Origin of the sequence: Psychrobacter piscatorii (genome assembly GCF_043641605.1) — a bacterium.
GTDB classification, from domain to species: Bacteria; Pseudomonadota; Gammaproteobacteria; order Pseudomonadales; family Moraxellaceae; genus Psychrobacter; species Psychrobacter piscatorii_C.
In genome coordinates, this window is the sequence record NZ_JBHZRK010000004.1 from 117,299 (window position 1) to 134,930 (window position 17,632).

Genomic DNA, 17,632 nt, shown 5'->3' on the forward strand with positions numbered 1-17,632 from the left:
TGCTAGGCAGCTGTTATGGCGATTAAGAATGACACGTAGAACAAACCTGCAGTCTGTGTCATGAAGTTATTACCACATAGACCTTATTTAACATAATATACATTATGCGAAAACATACCAACGGTTTCAGTAGAAACTTAAATATTAATCTGCGTCATGTCGTTTGTATATTTACCTGAGTATTTTTAAATTTAAAATAGCATAGCGCTGACATTTTTAATGTCAATTCAGTTTTCTACTAACGACAAGTTTCAAGCAAATGCTTACTCAAAGTTCCACCGTCTTCATTCAAGCTAACATCTGCGATTTGGCAATCTTTATCATTGCACGTCAAATCATAATAGATATTGCTGCCTTGCGCCAAGCTGACTTGAACCAATCCTTTATCGGTCATCGAAAACTTCTTGTCTTGCGTATAATCAGGATCTTGAGAATCCCACAGCACATCATAATCAACATTGCAGGACATTTGAGTTTTATCAAAATAATCTTGTTCTAGCTGCATGGCTGCTTGCAAGTCATCATTGGCATATTGTTGTAGCACCACAGGATTACTCATACCTTGATCATCGATATCTTGTTGGTACATTTTTGTGATGGTTGCGATCTTTATGTCAGCCACAGCAGCTTGTTTCTGAGATGCTTTTGTCACATTTGCTGTGGCAGTATCGACAGTTGTCAGTGCTATGGTTGATAGCAATATCAGTGATTTGTATGTTGGCATGTCGTTCTCTACGAGCTTTTATTTTATAAGTGTTACGGTCTATTACATCATAGCCATATAACGACTCTGCTGTATTATCGTATCATTCAGGTTCACTCATCAAAATTCCGATTACATAGCGCTTTTATGCTCTTTTTTATCTATTGTGATGACAAATTTTAGTGGCTTATCGTAACGTTTATTTTGCTAATAACTGTGGTAAGGATGCTTTTATGATAATACTACCTACCTTTTTTAAGGAAAAATCTGCAACATTGGCTTCTAGTGGCCTTTTATTGCTTACTTTGACCGCGACTGGTTGCCAGTCCGCTTCTGAATCTAGTGAAGCCATTGTTTATCAACCTACCAGCACCTCAGCAACGCCTATGAGTACTGATATCAGTCAACAAACCTTAAAACAGCAAGCGTTGCGTATACAGCGGGCGCTCGCCAATAAGGATTTTGCTAGAATTACTGATGATATCCATCCCACACGTGGCGTTCGTTTTTCGATGTATGCCTACGTGCGCCCTGAGTCTGATAAAGTCTTTAATCGCGCGCAATATGCGCAATATTTACAACAGTCCAATATTCGCTTCACATGGGGCGAGAAAGACGGTACTGGTGATTTATTAATCACACCGCTGCCGACGTATTTGGAGACTTGGGTGGATGGCAAGAAATTCAATGATGTGGATATCAGCGTCAATAAACTGACCAATAATGGCAATTCAATCAATAACTTAAAAGACATATACCAAAACTCAGACGTTGTGGAGTTTTATTATAAAGGCACTGAAGAATACGCTGGTATGGACTGGCGTGTACTGCGATTGGTGTTTGATGAGTATCAGGGTAAGCGTTATCTCGTCGCTGTCATTAACGATCAGTGGACGGTTTAAATAACAGCGTAAGCATCTGAATGGTCAGATAAATATATTAAAAAAGGGCAATGCATCACATATGAAGCACTGCCCTTTTTATTTCTTTGTTATATTATATTCAATTTTTAATATATAAATTTAAACTTATGGTTTTGGTTGAATTGGACTTTGCTTAAAAAACTTGACCATAATATCGTAAATATCAGGATATGCGTCAACCAGCTTTTGCGGCGTTTCAAAAAATACTTCACTCAATACCGCAAAAAACTCGGCTGGATTAGTCGCGCCATAACGATCTAAACCTGACTTACGGTGCGTTTGAAAATCTTCGAAATCTCGCGACATGATTTCAGTCCAACGTGCAGGGTCCATGTCAGGCTGCATCGGCGGAAAGCCATTAGCGCGGCCATTCATCATATCAAGCTTATGCACAAATTCATGAATGACAACATTGTGTCCATCACGCTCACCTGAGTGCTTAGCATCCTTCCAAGAAAGAACAACAGGGCCTCGCTGCCATGCTTCCCCACTACGGTGCTGACTGCCTTCGTGGACGATGCCGAACTCATCTACCGTTGTACTCTCACTTTTGTACGAACCTTGATAAATAATAATAGACGACCAGCCGCTATACCATTCAAGACTTAGGTTTAAGATAGGCAAACATGCTTGTAGCGCGATTGATTGTTTGACAGTGTCAGTAATTTCAAACCCTTGCGCGCCTGTAAAAGACTTGTCATCCAAAAACAAAGTCGCTAAGTCAAATAAACGACCTCTCTCCTCCTCGCCTAATCTATCAAGGATAACGATACGCTCAGCCGCCCGCGCCCAGTCTTCGTGCGTGAACTCGCTATTGTCCAATATGCGCTGCTCACGCCAGTCTTTGATGATGTCAAACATACACTTTATCCCTATTGTTCTTATTATATAGGCCGTCAATTCTACACATACTACAGCGATACCCAGTAGTACACTATGATAATTACCATATTAAAATGTATAAAAAACGCCGCTCATAAATAAATTACTGAGCGGCGCAGACTGTCATCCATACATTATGTTTTAAAATTGATACTGTAAGCCTAACTGTACTGAGCTGTCTTTATCATCACGTGCAAAGGTGGTATCGCCATTCAGATACGCATAGACATTGTTATGAACCTTGTTGCTAACACTCAGCTCAAAACGTCCATAGTCATCATCTTTGTTTGTTTGGGTGATACTAATGTCTCTGTTTTGCCCATCAGCGAAAGAATTTGTCGATAAACGATCCACTAAACCGTCTTCGATGACATGCACGTAAGCGAGTTTGCTTTGAAGCTTGGCGGGTGTACCCATTAAATCAAACCCATACTGCAGCTGGTAACCAAGCTCTGAGTCCCATGCCTCACTAGATGTGCTATCAACTTTAAGGGCTGTGCGAGAGTTGGCACTGCCACTCGTGTAGCCGTCTATGTCGGTATCACTGTAGTTCAAACCTAAAAAAGCGCCATGAGCGATGTTTTTCTTGATAAGAAAATTGTAGCCAAGCTCATTATAAGCACTAAACACATCGGCATCAGCATTACCGCGTTCGCTATTGTTAATAATGTTGATGCCATTATTACCATCTAGTCTAACGGTGCTATTAACATCTAAATCATGTTTAGATAAGCTTACAGAAGTCGTATTCCACCAAGCCGTGTCTTTACCGCCCAATAGCGAGTAAGCTTGAATGCCATAGCTGGTGTCTTTTTTGATACCGTTCTCTACCGTTTTATTGTTTTGATTGGTGGCTTTGAGACCTGCACCAACACGCCAGCTAGGTTGCACAACGTATTCACCATAGATGCCAATATTAGCGCGATTACCTTCTTGGACGTTATCAGAATCGATATAGCTTTGAGAGCCGTCTACCCAAACCTGAGTACGCAAAGCATCATTGTTATCACTGTTATCAACGGCAGGTAAAGCCAAAGCATTAGCACGCTCAAGAATAGCTGAGTGCGAATCAGTGGCACTGTGCTTTAACGCTGCCCCCATTCTATTTTGAAGATTAAGCGCGCTTTTGTTTGCGGCAATGATGTCAGCATTGGTTTGCTCAACGATCAATCTGCTAAGAATACGCGAATAGTCACGCATTCTTTGTGCGATGCGCTCTTCCCCAAATGCAGCTGTCAGCACATCCTCATTGTCTAATTCGGGATTATGCCACGTATAGCCACCTGGGATATTCGGATTTTCCGTTTGCGTATAACCATCATAATCAGGTCCAAGAGCCCAGTTGGTCGCCTCAAATCCTACTACAGGCATTACGTTGTCAAAAGACTCTTGATCGCTACAACAGCCAACGCCATAAGGCTCGTAGGGTTCTGTCGCGCCAGGTGCAATGATAGCTGGATTGACTTCGAGTGTGATACCAAGCTCTTTTGCAATACGTAGCGCATTTTCACGCAGTCCTACATTGGCAGCCACTTCATTGCCGTCATCGTCGTAAGCATTTCGCCCCGCATTGGCATACATCTTATCGCCTGTAATCAAGCTATCTAAGTTGATCATGCCCAGTGCTGTCGATTTTTCTGCGTCAGTGAGCTGATCAACAAACGCCTTTGAACCATTGAGACCGCCCTCCTCTGCACCAAACGCCACAAACTGAATATTATGTTCTGTGTCAATGCCGCTCAGGTTTCTTGTCAACTCAGTCAACACGCCAGACCCAGAAGCATTATCATCCAATGCCTCTAGATTTTGATAATTTGGATAGGCGACTGCAGAATCATAATGCGCGCCGACAAATAGTGTTTTATTGGTATCAGCAATACCTTTTTGGGTCACGATAATGTTATTACTCGTTAGTGTTTGACCTCTAAATAAACCGCGAGGTGCAACAAAATCAAAAGTCTGACGATCGACTTGATTGTTACTACCATCAATAGTCATACGTTGCTGCATATAGTTAGCAGCTTGGGTTTCCTTGTCAGATCCGGTATAGCGACCAGCATAGTCGCGCGCGAGCGTTAACGCCGTTTCTTTACCATAATCACCGTATTGGGCTTCTGCAAATGTTTGTGAGCCTGTAAGTAGTGTCAGCGCAGCGACCACTGAAATCGTGAGCGGTGATAATCTATTATGCAAACTGTTTCTCCTTGGTTAAAGAAATGTAATCGACACTAAAAAATAACTCAATTAAATGTGGTTTACAAGAAAAAGAAACAACGTATTTTTTAAATCAAACCTCCAGCGACAACATGTTCATAATCAACTTGATCAAGGTTTCTTTTTGATTCGGGTCAGACTCAGCGACCAATAAGGTCAAAGCAGCAAGACCTGTGTTATTAATCACCATCTCACCTTTATCATTGAGTAAGCGTCCGTTACGGTGTAAAAAATCTACAAACAAAAAAACCACTGCGCTTATTGCCATCAGTAAGTAGCTATTTTTCATCGTGCCAACCCTTCCTCTTGTAAATAATCATGCAGCCCTTCTGCAAACTGCCGATAACCCGCAGCATTGGCGTGGATGCGATCGGACTTTAACGTGTCATCCGACAATACCGCAGACCAGCCACCTGAATATAAAGGCACCTCTTTAGCATCAGCAATATCTTCATATAATGGGTTATCACTCACCCGTCCAAACAGAGCGCTGGCACTAAAGTGAGGTTCAGCAATAAGGACCACATCGATATTTGCAGATTTCAAGGTGTCGATAGTAGCAGTGATATTGGCACGTGTAGTCTCAGGCTGAACGCGTTGCAACACATCATTACCACCCACGCCAAGCAGTACCAAGTCAGGGTTTTGCTTAGTAATATCATCGACACGAGCCAGCACATCGGCGGAGGTATCGCCATTGACGCCTGCATTAATAATGTTCCAATGACTCAGATTGGCAAGTACCTTAGGATAAGCTGCATCTAGACTCGTGCCATAGCCATAAGTCAGCGAGTCACCAAGGGCAATCACTGTGCTACCAGCTGGCAAGGTATCTTGCTGTGGCTCACTACCACAGCCGGTTATACTCAGAGTCGCTACCAACCCCATACTAGCCAGCACCAAGAACTTACCTCGTATCTTCATGTCCACTCTTTTCCTTTTTTCATACAAATTGAGTTAAATTTATCAGAATTAGGCTGATATTACTAAAAACCTATTACTTAACCCTTGTTGTATGTTACTCGGTAACCGTTGTATAGTTCATACAGGAGATAGACTACCTGTTGGGCGAAATACAAGTGATCCCTTGCTTAGCATAGAGGGTGTAGTCATCATAAAGTATAACTTTACCAAGGATACGTGAGGTACTTATGAATAAAAAATCATCTCAATCCCAGAGTCAGGGTCAGAGCCAAAATCAACCTCAAGAAGAGCAGTTAATAGGTCAAATCAAAGACCAAAGTCAGAATAAAAATACAAATGAGGATACGGCTACCCCTGAAATCAGTGTAAAAGACAAGGACAACACGCCCGCCAATCATTCAGCAGACAGTAACTCAACAGACACTCCCCCATCACGAGCACCCAGCTTTGATGAGCTCCAAACGAGTAAAGGTCAGTATCGTCCCGTTGCACAAGCCGTTGGTCATTGGCTTGATAACATCAACATGGATGCCCTCAATTATCTAAACGAACAAGCAGAAAACATCTTTTACCGCAAAGGGGTTACTTTTACGGTCTATAGCGATGCCAAAAACATCGAGCGTATGATTCCATTTGATATCATTCCACGCATTATTGCAGCGAGCGAATGGCAACAAATAGAAGCAGGCTGTAAACAGCGCATCACCGCTCTTAATGCTTTTTTGCATGATATCTATCATGATCAAGACATTATGAAGGCCGATATTGTCCCTGCCAGCTATGTGTATGCCAGTGGCTGCTATGAGCCGTGGATGATGGGCATTGAGCTCGATAAACCAATATACTCTCACATTAGTGGTATCGATCTAATCCGTGATGAGTCCGGCAAGTTTTGTGTGCTAGAGGATAACTTGCGCACCCCGTCAGGCGTCTCATATATGCTTGAGAGTCGCAATATATCAGAGACGCTCTTAGCTGATATATTTGCTGACACCCCTATTATGGGTATTAGTGATTATCCCAACCGTCTCAAAGCCTGTCTTGCCAGCTCAACGTCCAAATATGATCCGCAAGTCGTCATTTTAACGCCAGGTCGCTTTAATAGTGCCTATTATGAGCATGCCTTTTTAGCACATGAGATGAATGTGCCACTCGTTCATGGTTATGATTTGGTCGTTGAGGACAGCAAAGTCTACATGCAAGGTATTCGCGGTAAAGTACAAGTTGATGTCATCTACCGCCGCATTGATGACCCTTATATTGATCCTTTAGCATTCCGCTCAGATTCTATCTTGGGCGTATCGGGTCTTATGAGTGCGTATCGCGCTGGCAACGTGGTGATTGTTAACGCACCAGGTACGGGCGTGGCCGATGATAAGAGTTTATATCCTTTTGTACCAGATATGATTAAGTTCTACTTAAATGAAGAGCCTATCCTACCTAATATTGAGACATACCAGTGCCGTAAGCCCGACGATCTCAAATATGTGCTTGATAATCTGGACAAGTTGGTGGTAAAAGAAACGCAAGGCTCAGGCGGCTACGGGATGCTTATTGGTCCGACATCAACCAAAGAAGAAATCGAAGAATATCGCGTACGTCTGCTTGAAAATCCAGCCGGCTTTATTGCTCAGCCAACCATCTCACTATCTACCAACCCCACTGCCGTGAGCGATGGTATCGCACCGCGTCATATTGACTTGCGTCCCTTTATTCTCAGTCATGGTGATGGCACGGTAGATATCGTACCCGGTGGTCTGACACGAGTGGCCATGGTTGAAGGCTCTTTGGTCGTCAATTCATCGCAAGGCGGCGGTATCAAAGACACTTGGGTTATTGATGACAGTGCTTTAGACAGCCAGCAAGCCGACAAGTGCTCGCCTTCATCATCAGTAGGTGTCAATTCTGCAGGCAACGCTTCAGGGCATGCGAACTACTATAATCGCGTCCAGCCCTTAGAAACCGGTTATGAGAGTTTAGATGATGCGCCCATGATACTGCTACTCTCTACCGCCAGTCACTTAATATGGCTAGGCCGATATAGTGAGCGCCTGTATTACTATGACGATGTCATGAAACAGCTTATCAAAGGCGATCTCAAAAAATCACAGATCAAACATTTAATCAGTCACTTAGGGTTTGCCGTTGATGGTGAAGCGTCGCTTACCACCATGAAAGCACAAATGATGTCTGATTTGGAACAAAACATCATACCAAATATCGTGCAATCGATTGAGGACAATGTCCAAGAGGCCAAAGGTGTCATTGGTAAAGATACTGCTGAGCTATATAACTTGATTAAACGTCTATCGAGTGCTGGCACGTATCGAGCGGCGACCTTGCAGCTACACGCGTGTAACGCTGCGATGAAACAAGAAAATCCGACAGTGACTTGTTTTTGGCAATTAGGGCGTCACTTTGAGCAGCTTGAGCGCGCCGTCTTGTTGGGAGAGGACTCAACAGAGGTCAGTTTTGAATTCAGACACTGGATTAATGAGTTGCCAGAGAATACGCGCTGGCGTGAGCTTATCCGCTTGACCAATCAGATGATCAGGTCAAAGAAATTTAGTGATTTTGCGCTGATTAGCAAAGAGTTTAATCTCATATTGCGTCAAGGTGTATAGAAAGTGTCTAGCCAAAAACCAATAATAATGGCTCATAAGACATATGGAATAAACCGAAAAAGGAGAAGATATTATGAAACTTCAAATCAGTCACCAAACCAACTACTATTACGATGAGCTGGCGCAGCGCAGTGTACAGTACATACGCATGACCCCCATGCAAATGCCGCACCAAACCATTCATAAATGGGATGTCATGCTCCCTAAAGTGGCGACCAACCAAAAGGACGGCTTCGGTAATGCATGGCTCACGCTTAGTCGTAACGAAGCACATAACAACTTGCAAATGCAGGCGTCGGGTGTCGTTGAGATCAATACCGAAACCGAACGACTAGAAGATATGGATCATGTCCCCTACCTGCTATTTACCGTACAAACCCCATTGACCAAATGCTCACCAGAGATGCGAGAATTTGCAGCGCCATATCTAAAAACACCCACTCATGACAGCCTAAAGGCAATGGCGAATGCACTGATCATGAAAATGCCTTTTGTTAAAGACGTCACGCATGTGGGCACGACCGCTGCTGAGGCGTTTGCGGCAAGTGCCGGTGTGTGCCAAGACCATACACATGTATTTTTAAGTATCTTGCGCGATCAACAGATTCCAGCGCGTTATGTATCAGGTTATCTGTATGACGATACCGAAAATCACATGGCCAGTCACGCATGGGCTGAGGTTTGGTTAGATGGTTACTGGTATACTTTTGATATCTCAAATCAGGCATTTACCCCAAACTCACATGTGTATGTGGCGATTGGGCGAGATTATTTAGATACCGCACCTGTGCGCGGCGTACGTATGGGCGGTGGTTACGAAAATCTTTACAGTTTGGTATTAGTCAAAAAGCTATCATAGCGTTTGCTATTTTCTATTACTTTTTTCATCAAGGGTATCTTATGACCTATTGTGCTGCCATTCGTCTAAAAGACGGTATGGTCTTTGCCAGTGACACCCGCACCAATGCCGGTGTTGATCACATATCAACATTCAGAAAGTTATATCAATATGGCGTTGAGGGCGAGCGCTTTATGGTGTTACAGACAGCGGGTAGCTTAGCGACGTCGCAAGCCGTATTCAATAAACTACAAAACGACATTGACCAGCGTGCTGAGAGCAACCTCAATACAGTGACTACATTATTTGATGCGGCGCAAATGGTCGGTGAATGTATGCGTGATATTATGAATCATGCAAAAGCAGTCGCTAATTCTAGTCGCGATGGTGCCTTTACTAGCTCGTTTATGCTTGGTGGTCAAATTAAAGGACATCCGCCTGAGTTATACCTGATTTATCCTGAAGGCAATTGCATCAAAGCCACAGAAGATACGCCCTTTTTTCAATTAGGTGAGAGCAAATACGGCAAACCTATTTTGGATCGTTCTGTCAGCTATAACACGGATGTAAGGCATGCGGCACGTGCGTTAATGCTGTCATTTGATTCGACGATTCACTCAAACCTATCAGTCGGTATGCCGATAGATTTTGTGCTTTATGAAAATGACAGTTTAATCTTACCCAAAGGTCGCCGTATTGATGAGCGTGATGAGTACTTTAATACGATTCGTCATAAATGGTCAGATGCGTTACGTCGCACGTTAGTTGAATTGCCCAAATGCCCTGATAACTATTGGGGATAGACCTTTCACCCTTAGACCCAATTTGAAGACTGGTCGTCACATCAATAAAATCACACCAATAAAAACGGTGCGGTGCGACTGTCTTCTGATTGGGCCACGTCTTCTGGCGTGCCTTGAGCGACAATTAACCCGCCCTCATCACCTGCCCCTGGCCCAATATCAATCACCCAGTCGCTATTGCTGGCCACTTGCATATCATGCTCAACCATAATGACCGTGTTCCCCGCGTCGACCAGACCATTTAATTGCGCCATCAGCATGGATACATCAGCAGGATGTAGACCCGTGGTTGGCTCATCTAAGATATACAGTGTATCGCCTCGTTGCGTGCGTTGTAGTTCAGTGGCAAGCTTGATGCGCTGTGCTTCACCCCCTGACAGCTCAGTAGCTGTCTGCCCCAAACGTAAGTAGCCAAGACCCACTTGCAGCAATGCATCTAACGCGCGCAAGATAGGCGCTTCATCAGCAAAAAACTCATGAGCCGCTTCAACCGTTAAATTTAATACCTCAGCAATGTTTTTGTCTCGATACGTGATGGCTAACGTTTCTTCGTCATAGCGTTGCCCATGACAGACCTGACAAGGCGCATAAACACTTGGTAAGAACAGCAGCTCAACACTGACAAAACCCAACCCTTCACAATTTGGACAGCGGCCTTTTTTGGTGTTAAATGAGAAACGTCCAGCGTCATAGCCAGATGCTTTTGCTTGCTTGGTTGCGGCAAACAGCTTACGCACATCATCGAACAATCCTGTATAGGTTGCTAAATTGGAGCGCGGTGTCCGCCCAATCGCCTTTTGATTGATATTAATAAGACGACGAATATGCGACATGCCAGCGATAATTTCACCACCAGTGACTGTCTCAAGCTCTTGCTCAAGTAAATCTGCCTCACCTACAGGGGCTTCAGTAACTGTCTTTTGACCCAATAATTCACTGATAAGCTCCACCAATGCTTGGCTGACGAGACTCGACTTACCTGACCCTGAGACACCCGTGACACTGGTCATGACCCCAAGTGGAAACTCAACATCTAAGCCTGTTATATTGTTACGCTCGATATTTGCAAGTTTCAGCCACGCTGTCGGTTGCCTTTTGTCAGATTTTGACTGCGCATTAGCTGTGTCGTTGGCAAAGAGATATTGACCCGTATGCGACTGCGCAACCTCACGCAACCCCTCTACAGGCCCACTATAGACAATCTCACCGCCATGCGTGCCAGCCTGTGGCCCGACATCCACCACCCAATCAGCATGTCTAATCACGCTCACATCGTGCTCAACGACAAACACCGAGTTACCAGACGCGATCAACTCATCTAGCGCCTCAAGTAGTGCCTGCGTGTCAGCAGGATGTAGACCTGCTGATGGCTCGTCGAGGACATAAACCACGCCAAACAGTTGCGAGCGAATCTGGGTCGCTAACCGCAATCGTTGGAGCTCACCAGGCGATAGCGTTGGCGTGGTACGCTCAAGCGACAGATAGCCCAGACCAAGCCTTGTTAGTGCCTCAATACGAGAGAGAATATCACTAGCAATGCGCTGGGCAACAATGGCTTTTTCGCGGTTTGGTGTGTCATCTGCTACTTTGGTGTATGCTGTTTTCTCAAGTTTGATGGCCATATCCGTCAATGTGAGCTGTGATAGCTCACCGATATCCAGTCCTGCAAACTTAACCGACAGTGATTCTTTTTTGAGTTTTTTGCCATGACATTCTGGACACTCGGATATCTGCATAAATTGCGAAACGCGTTTTTTGGTGCGCGGGCTTTGAGTGGTGGCAAAAGAATGCAAAATAAAGTTTTTGGCACTGGTAAACGTGCCCATATAATTTGGCTTTTCCCCTTTCTCAATCGCCTCGCGTGTCTGTTCTATATCATACTCAGGATAAACAGGCACCGTTGGCGTCTCATCGGTAAACAAAATCCAATCACGTGTTTTTTTCGGCAGTGTGTGCCATGGTTTATCGATATCATAGCCTAATGTGGTCAATATACGGCTGAGGTTTTGTCCTTGCCACGCTGGTGGCCAAGCCGCAATTGCCCGCTCGCGTATACTCTTAGTGTTATCTGGCACCAACAGCTCTTCAGTGACCTCAAATACGCGGCCGATACCTGAACAAGTCGGGCAAGCACCATCTGGTGTATTGGGAGAGAACGCATCGGCATATAGCATTTCTTGGTCGGCAGGATAGGCTCCTGCTCGTGAGTACAGCATACGTAAGCCATTAGAAATAGTCGTCACACTACCCACGGAAGAGCGCACTGACGGCGTACCCCGCTGCTGCTGTAGAGCAACTGCTGGCGGTAACCCTTCTATAGCATCGACATCGGGTTCATCAACCTGATCGATGAGTCTTCTTGCATAAGGTGACACCGAATCAAGATAGCGGCGCTGTGACTCGGCAAATAGCGTACCGAATGCTAGTGATGATTTTCCCGATCCAGATATACCCGTAAAGACCACTAAAGCATTGCGCGGTAAATCCACATCGACATTCTTTAAATTATGAACACGCGCACCTCTGACCTGAATGTTTTCTTGGTTGGGGTTGTATAAAGCGTTCTTGACGACACTTGTCTTATTTGCTGTTTCTTCTAATTTTTTTGGATTGGCCATAATGCTATTTTTCCTATTGAGTCGCTAGTTATTGCTAACGTATTTATTATTATTCATCTGAGTGACAGGAAGGTTAACACGTACTCATGCAGGGTTATGGCAAGGCTTACGTATCAATAGCATAGATAGACAAAACGACAACTTAAGTCATCAGGCACCTTATAATAAAAAAACCCGCAGTCATTGCGGGTTTTTTGAGGAAAAATACTATCAGAATATAGATAACCTAAATACTAGCCCACTACCAAGCGCATCAATTGGGTACTGATATACCCACCAAATGTCCCCACCGCATAGCCCATAATACCCAAAAACACCCCTACAGGCGCAAGCGATGGATGAAAAGCCGTCGCGACAATCGGTGCCGATGATGCGCCGCCTGTATTGGCATTAGAACCAACCGCCAAAAAGAAAAACGGCGCACGGATAAGTCTGGCAACAGCAAAGATAATCACCACGTGAATACTCATCCATAAAAAGCCGATAAGCAATAGCCGCCACTGCGAGACAATACCCGCCAAATTAATCTGCATACCAATCGCGGCAATCAGCACGAAGATAAATACGGTACCCATTTTGGACGCGCCCACATGGTCGAGTCTGCGAATCTTAGTAAAAGAAAAAATGACACCTATCAACGTAATAATGACCACCATCCAAAAGAATGAACTGGCAAAACTATATTGCACCGCCCATTTATATGGGGCAAAAAAGTCAGCAATTTGTCCACCAACAAAGTGTGCCACTCCGACCATGGCAAAGCACAAACCAAACATTACCATCAGATCATTGATGGTGGCTGGGCGGGCATGATCGCGCTCATAGCTTTCGACGGCTTTGATAACTTTATCAATGCTACTAGTATCAGCGCGCAAGAATCGATCGATTTTTGCGCTGTGTTTTGCCATCACCAAGATTGCGAGTAGCCATAATGAGGCATTAGTGGCATCCACCAAGATCATCATGCCAAATAGATCATCACTGACCCCGAACAGCTCCTTCATCGCTGCTTGGTTCGCCGCGCCGCCGATCCAGCTGCCCGCGACGGCAGAAAACCCGCGCCACAATGTATCGTCGACAAACATCTCAGGTGACACCCATTTGGCAATTCCTAAGCTAATAGGTCCACTGATAATAATGGCGATACTGGCAGCAAAAAACATCGCAATGGCTTTCCAGCCCAAACCTAGTATTTTGGGAACATCCATGGATAAGGTCATCAATAGCAAACTTGCTGGCAGCAAATACGTGGCGGTAAAACCATAAATCTGCGCGCCAACGCCGTCGGCGAACACCCCTAAGCTGTTTAGGGTGGCGGGTATAAAACAGCACAGTACAATGCCGGGTAATACCGCATAAAACCGTCGCCAAAACTTACCTGGTAAGCCTTGGGTATAAAAGACCAAGCCGATGATGGCCATGATAATGCCAAACGCTAATGGCAGGCTATCGATTGCTAAAGATGAACTGGTAGGCATCAAGTCGCTCCAAGGCTGACAGCTGGCAAAAGTGAATCAGTATAGACAAGCTAAAAAACTCGCGCAAGCAGACATTATGCTTGGTTTGATGACCAATGGGTTTATCACTTCAGTAAACAGCTGTCGTTCATTTGAGATATCTATTTTCAGGTTCATGATGGCTAGATCAAACATAAAAAAGCCAGATAACAAGTATCTGGCTTTTTGCTGCTATCTCTAGACGATTAATGAATTAGTAGTTTTAATCGTTCGTTATAGCGATATTATGAGTTTTTACCACGGTTGCCGCCGTTTGGACGACCTTGGCCACGGCTGTCAGAACGACTTGCTGGGCGACCTTGGCTGCCACTTGGACGACCGCGACCAGTTGCAGCGCGCTCACCACGTGGAACGCCATTGCTATCACCGCGGCTTGGACCACCAGTGCGCTTGCCTTGATACGGCTTGCCACCTGAACGCTCATTTGGTTTGCCTGACGTGTCACGTGGCTTACCTTGATAACCGCTGTCGTTGCTTGCGCGTTGACCAGTTGGTGCGCTGTCGCTTGAACGACCACGACCTTGACCACCGCTAGATTTACCAGCATAGCCACCGCTTGAACGACCACGACCTTGACCGCCGCCGTTAGAACGACCACGGCCACGGCCACGACCATTACCTTTGTTTTCGCTAGGTACGTAGGTTTTCTTAGGCTCCATACCTTCGATAACACATACTTCCATTTTGCGATCTAAGTAACGGTTGATAGCATTCAGTTGTGGACGATCATCCATGCTGCATAGACTGATAGCAACACCAGTACGACCAGCACGGCCACAACGACCGATACGATGGACGTAATCTTCAGTCTGACGCGGCAAGTCATAGTTGATGACGTGCGAGATAGCCGGGATATCTAGACCACGAGCAGCAACGTCAGTCGCTACTAGGATTTTTACTTTACCATTACGCAAGTCTTGAACAATACGGTTACGCTTGCTCTGTGGCAAATCACCATGTAGGAAGCTTGCTTTATGGCCCGCTTCTTGTAGCTGCTTAGCCAGTTTTTCAGTGCTACGTTTGGTCGCAGCAAAGATAATGATCTGTTCCATATCTTGCTGGCAAACGATTTTGTCAAGCAAACGGTTTTTATGATCAAAATCATCACAGTAGTACACTTTTTCTTCGATGTGTGCAGATTCTACTTTGATTGATACGCGCTCAGGGTTTTTAGTGAAGCTGGCAGCGATTTTACCGACTGGGCCATCCCAAGTTGCTGAACACATGATTGTTTGACGATCGATTGGTGCTGCACGAAGGATGTCACTGATATCATCAGCAAAACCCATATCTAGCATGCGATCCGCTTCGTCAAGTACCAATACTTCTAGGTTTGATAGATCAACACGGCCTGCATTGATATGATCAAGTAGACGACCAGGCGTCGCAACAATTACTTGAACGCCCTTTTTCAAAGCAGTGATCTGACCGTTATATGGTGCGCCGCCAACGAGTGGCACACAAAATAGACCGCGCATGTCTTTAGAATACGTACGGACGCTGTCATGTACTTGCTGAGCAAGTTCACGCGTTGGCGTTAGGATAAGTGCTTTGGTTAGTTTGTCAAAGCTAGTCGCACGGCTCAAACGGTCAAGTACAGGGATAACGAAAGCCGCTGTTTTACCACTACCCGTTTGCGCTGACAATAAAAGGTCACGGCCGGCTAGAGCAAAAGGAATGGCTTGTTCTTGAATAGGGGTTGGATTGGTATAGCCACTGCGATCAAGTGCAGTAAGAATTGGCTTAGCAATGCCAAGATCAGTAAAGGTGACTTTGTTTTCTTCAGCAGCGTCAGTAGTAGCCGCTTGAGTATTGGTGTCAGTATTTGCAGTAGTGTCGTTGCTTTCGATGATGCCGTTTTCAGCAGCGATTGCAGATAAGATGTCAGTCATAGTAATCCTTGGTAAGTATAAGCTGCTGTAAATTCAGCAAACTTGATGCATACCACTGATAACCGTTCATCACGCTGCTTTTATTAAAGGTTACCGAGCAACATAAAAGTGTCGATAATCAGAAACCAAGCCAATAGAGCTTAGCGTCTTTATAATAAATGCGTTCGTGCTGTCTGACGTATTTTGGTGGTAGTGCCGAGTGTCTTATCCATGCTTGATATACGCATATTATCAATGCTTTGTCCAAAGCAGATAATCGCAAACAGCAACCAATCTAGACCCTATATAGGTCAGTAGATAAGATATGAGTCAAAAATAACTGATATGTTTAAGGCGTTATTTAAGTACACAAAATCATCGGCAACAATTACTTATGGTCATCCTAGACCCAAAATCGCAGGCGATGTTATCAATCTCATAATTCACGAAAGCCTAAGCTAACGTGGCGACGCAGTATAGCACAATAAAAAATTATGTGTAGCCATTTATTCAATTACTGAGTAAATAGCCCGAATAAGTCCTCTATTGAGCATGCTAAACGTCTCATTCAATAAAAAATCGGTGATTATTTGACTACTTTAACATCCGTGACATAAGTCGGTAGCTGCCACGCCCCGCCCGCTTCGATGAGACGGCACAGCCCAGTGGTGCTTTCATGGCTTTTCTCAAATGCGCGGCCTGTCCACACCCAATCGACTTTACTCATACAGTCGCCAATACCGCGGCCTTTTTGTACTGAGCTAAGCTTACCTTTGTCGTAATTGGTGGCGCTAGTTGTGACCAATGTCGGCTTGTAAGGCTTACTATCATTGATTACCCACGCGCCACTACCCGCATTGTAAGCAGCTGTCCAACAATCATGCTGTGCGAGCAGCTGTGAGTCATTTAGGCGACTGACACGCCAAGGTGACTTGTCTGATAGATTTGGGCAGTCAGCATCGGCATCTTTCATCGTTCCTTTCATCAACGAGGCCAATTGAGAGGATCTCATGACAAACTTTTTATTGCTAGCAGCAGACTGGCCACTAGGCTCTACAAAACGCAGTACTGGTACAGCTTTGGGTGGCAATACACTGTTGTTAGATTTTACGGCCTCATTGCTATTTATAAAAGCGCTTGGTGTGCCTACTCTTCCTTGGACATCGTCAGCTTTTAGCATCACTGCACTAGCGCCTTTATCTGAAAGCTGCCAGCGTGAGTTGCGCAGTGCTAGCGTAATCTTGCTTGACCTTTGAAGCGCGCTTAGCAGTGCTGTGACCTGTGCTTGGGTTAGCTCAGCACTGCCTGCAGCTGCAGAATACGGCTTGGTTTCGCCGTAATTTCGATCGTTAATAAATAGTGATATTCGGTGACGGTTACCCAATTGCATTAAGGCTTTAGAAGAGCTGTCTTTAGCGCCACCAAGCTTTACTTTACCATCCACGCCAGCATCTGCACCTGCACGGCGAGTCAGCAAGATAGATACTGGGAACTCACTGTTATTATCTGCTTGATATCCTGCCAGCCGACAAGTACGGGTATTATCACAGACTACCTGCCAATCTTGGCTGGTAAACTCAGTTTCGGTGTGCGCCATACTTGCTGTACTAAACAAAGCCATGCTAACTGCTGCAAGCATAGGTAAGCGCATTTTATTATTGTGTTTCATAATCCATTACTCATCAATCAAATAAGTATAAACACCTATCTGTCAC

Annotated in this window: 12 protein-coding genes and 1 pseudogene; 4 read left to right on the forward strand and 9 right to left on the reverse strand. The window is 44.8% G+C overall.

All coding sequences use genetic code 11. The features are described 5' to 3' along the window. Positions 1-238: 238 nt before the first annotated feature. Positions 239-724: a hypothetical protein gene (locus tag ACHUET_RS05385; RefSeq protein WP_394211289.1), complete on the reverse strand. Its 486-nt coding sequence runs from the start codon at positions 722-724 to the stop codon at positions 239-241. 212 nt (positions 725-936) lie between these two features. Here ACHUET_RS05385 and ACHUET_RS05390 point away from each other — a divergent pair, with 212 nt between their 5' ends. Then, complete coding sequence (locus tag ACHUET_RS05390; protein ID WP_394211291.1) at positions 937-1,605, forward strand: hypothetical protein; 669 nt, start codon at positions 937-939, stop codon at positions 1,603-1,605. A 126-nt stretch (positions 1,606-1,731) separates the two neighbouring features. On the opposite strand, the gene ACHUET_RS05395 is transcribed toward ACHUET_RS05390, so the two are convergent. The 4 genes from ACHUET_RS05395 to ACHUET_RS05410 form a co-directional block, all read right to left on the reverse strand. Further along, entirely contained in the window at positions 1,732-2,487 is a 756-nt protein-coding gene (locus ACHUET_RS05395; protein ID WP_394211293.1) for a M90 family metallopeptidase, read from the reverse strand. A gap of 162 nt (positions 2,488-2,649) precedes the next feature. After that, positions 2,650-4,701 carry an autotransporter domain-containing protein gene (locus tag ACHUET_RS05400; protein WP_394211295.1) on the reverse strand — a complete coding sequence of 684 codons (2,052 nt, stop codon included), beginning with the start codon at positions 4,699-4,701 and terminating at the stop codon, positions 2,650-2,652. 94 nt (positions 4,702-4,795) lie between these two features. Beyond that, on the reverse strand, positions 4,796-5,011 hold the full coding sequence (locus ACHUET_RS05405) for a hypothetical protein (RefSeq protein ID WP_394211296.1): 216 nt from the start codon (positions 5,009-5,011) through the stop codon (positions 4,796-4,798). After that, on the reverse strand, positions 5,008-5,646 hold the full coding sequence (locus ACHUET_RS05410; RefSeq protein WP_394211298.1) for a GDSL-type esterase/lipase family protein: 639 nt from the start codon (positions 5,644-5,646) through the stop codon (positions 5,008-5,010). Before ACHUET_RS05410 ends, ACHUET_RS05405 begins: the two co-directional genes overlap by 4 nt. A 305-nt stretch (positions 5,647-5,951) precedes the next feature. On the opposite strand from ACHUET_RS05410, the pseudogene ACHUET_RS05415 reads away from it, so the two are divergent. The 3 genes and pseudogenes from ACHUET_RS05415 to ACHUET_RS05425 all read left to right on the forward strand — a co-directional run. Then, positions 5,952-7,490, forward strand: a pseudogene (locus ACHUET_RS05415) (circularly permuted type 2 ATP-grasp protein); the annotation flags it as partial. Between the two features lie 853 nt (positions 7,491-8,343). Further along, the gene (locus tag ACHUET_RS05420; protein WP_394211300.1) at positions 8,344-9,129 is read left to right on the forward strand and encodes a transglutaminase family protein; all 786 of its coding nucleotides are present in this window, start codon (positions 8,344-8,346) and stop codon (positions 9,127-9,129) included. Between the two features lie 41 nt (positions 9,130-9,170). Beyond that, complete coding sequence (locus tag ACHUET_RS05425) at positions 9,171-9,911, forward strand: proteasome-type protease (protein ID WP_394211302.1); 741 nt, start codon at positions 9,171-9,173, stop codon at positions 9,909-9,911. Positions 9,912-9,961: 50 nt separating this feature from the next. Here the strand turns inward: ACHUET_RS05425 and uvrA are convergent, their stop codons facing one another. The 4 genes from uvrA to ACHUET_RS05445 form a co-directional block, all read right to left on the reverse strand. Then, a complete protein-coding gene (gene uvrA, locus ACHUET_RS05430; RefSeq protein WP_394211303.1) occupies positions 9,962-12,529 on the reverse strand; it encodes an excinuclease ABC subunit UvrA in 2,568 nt (855 codons plus the stop codon). A gap of 233 nt (positions 12,530-12,762) precedes the next feature. Then, positions 12,763-14,007, reverse strand: coding sequence for a DUF819 family protein (locus ACHUET_RS05435; RefSeq protein ID WP_394211305.1), 1,245 nt, complete (start codon positions 14,005-14,007; stop codon positions 12,763-12,765). 263 nt (positions 14,008-14,270) lie between these two features. Beyond that, entirely contained in the window at positions 14,271-15,938 is a 1,668-nt protein-coding gene (locus tag ACHUET_RS05440; protein WP_371532126.1) for a DEAD/DEAH box helicase, read from the reverse strand. Positions 15,939-16,503: 565 nt separating this feature from the next. After that, complete coding sequence (locus ACHUET_RS05445) at positions 16,504-17,586, reverse strand: DUF1176 domain-containing protein (RefSeq protein WP_394211307.1); 1,083 nt, start codon at positions 17,584-17,586, stop codon at positions 16,504-16,506. Positions 17,587-17,632: the final 46 nt, after the last annotated feature.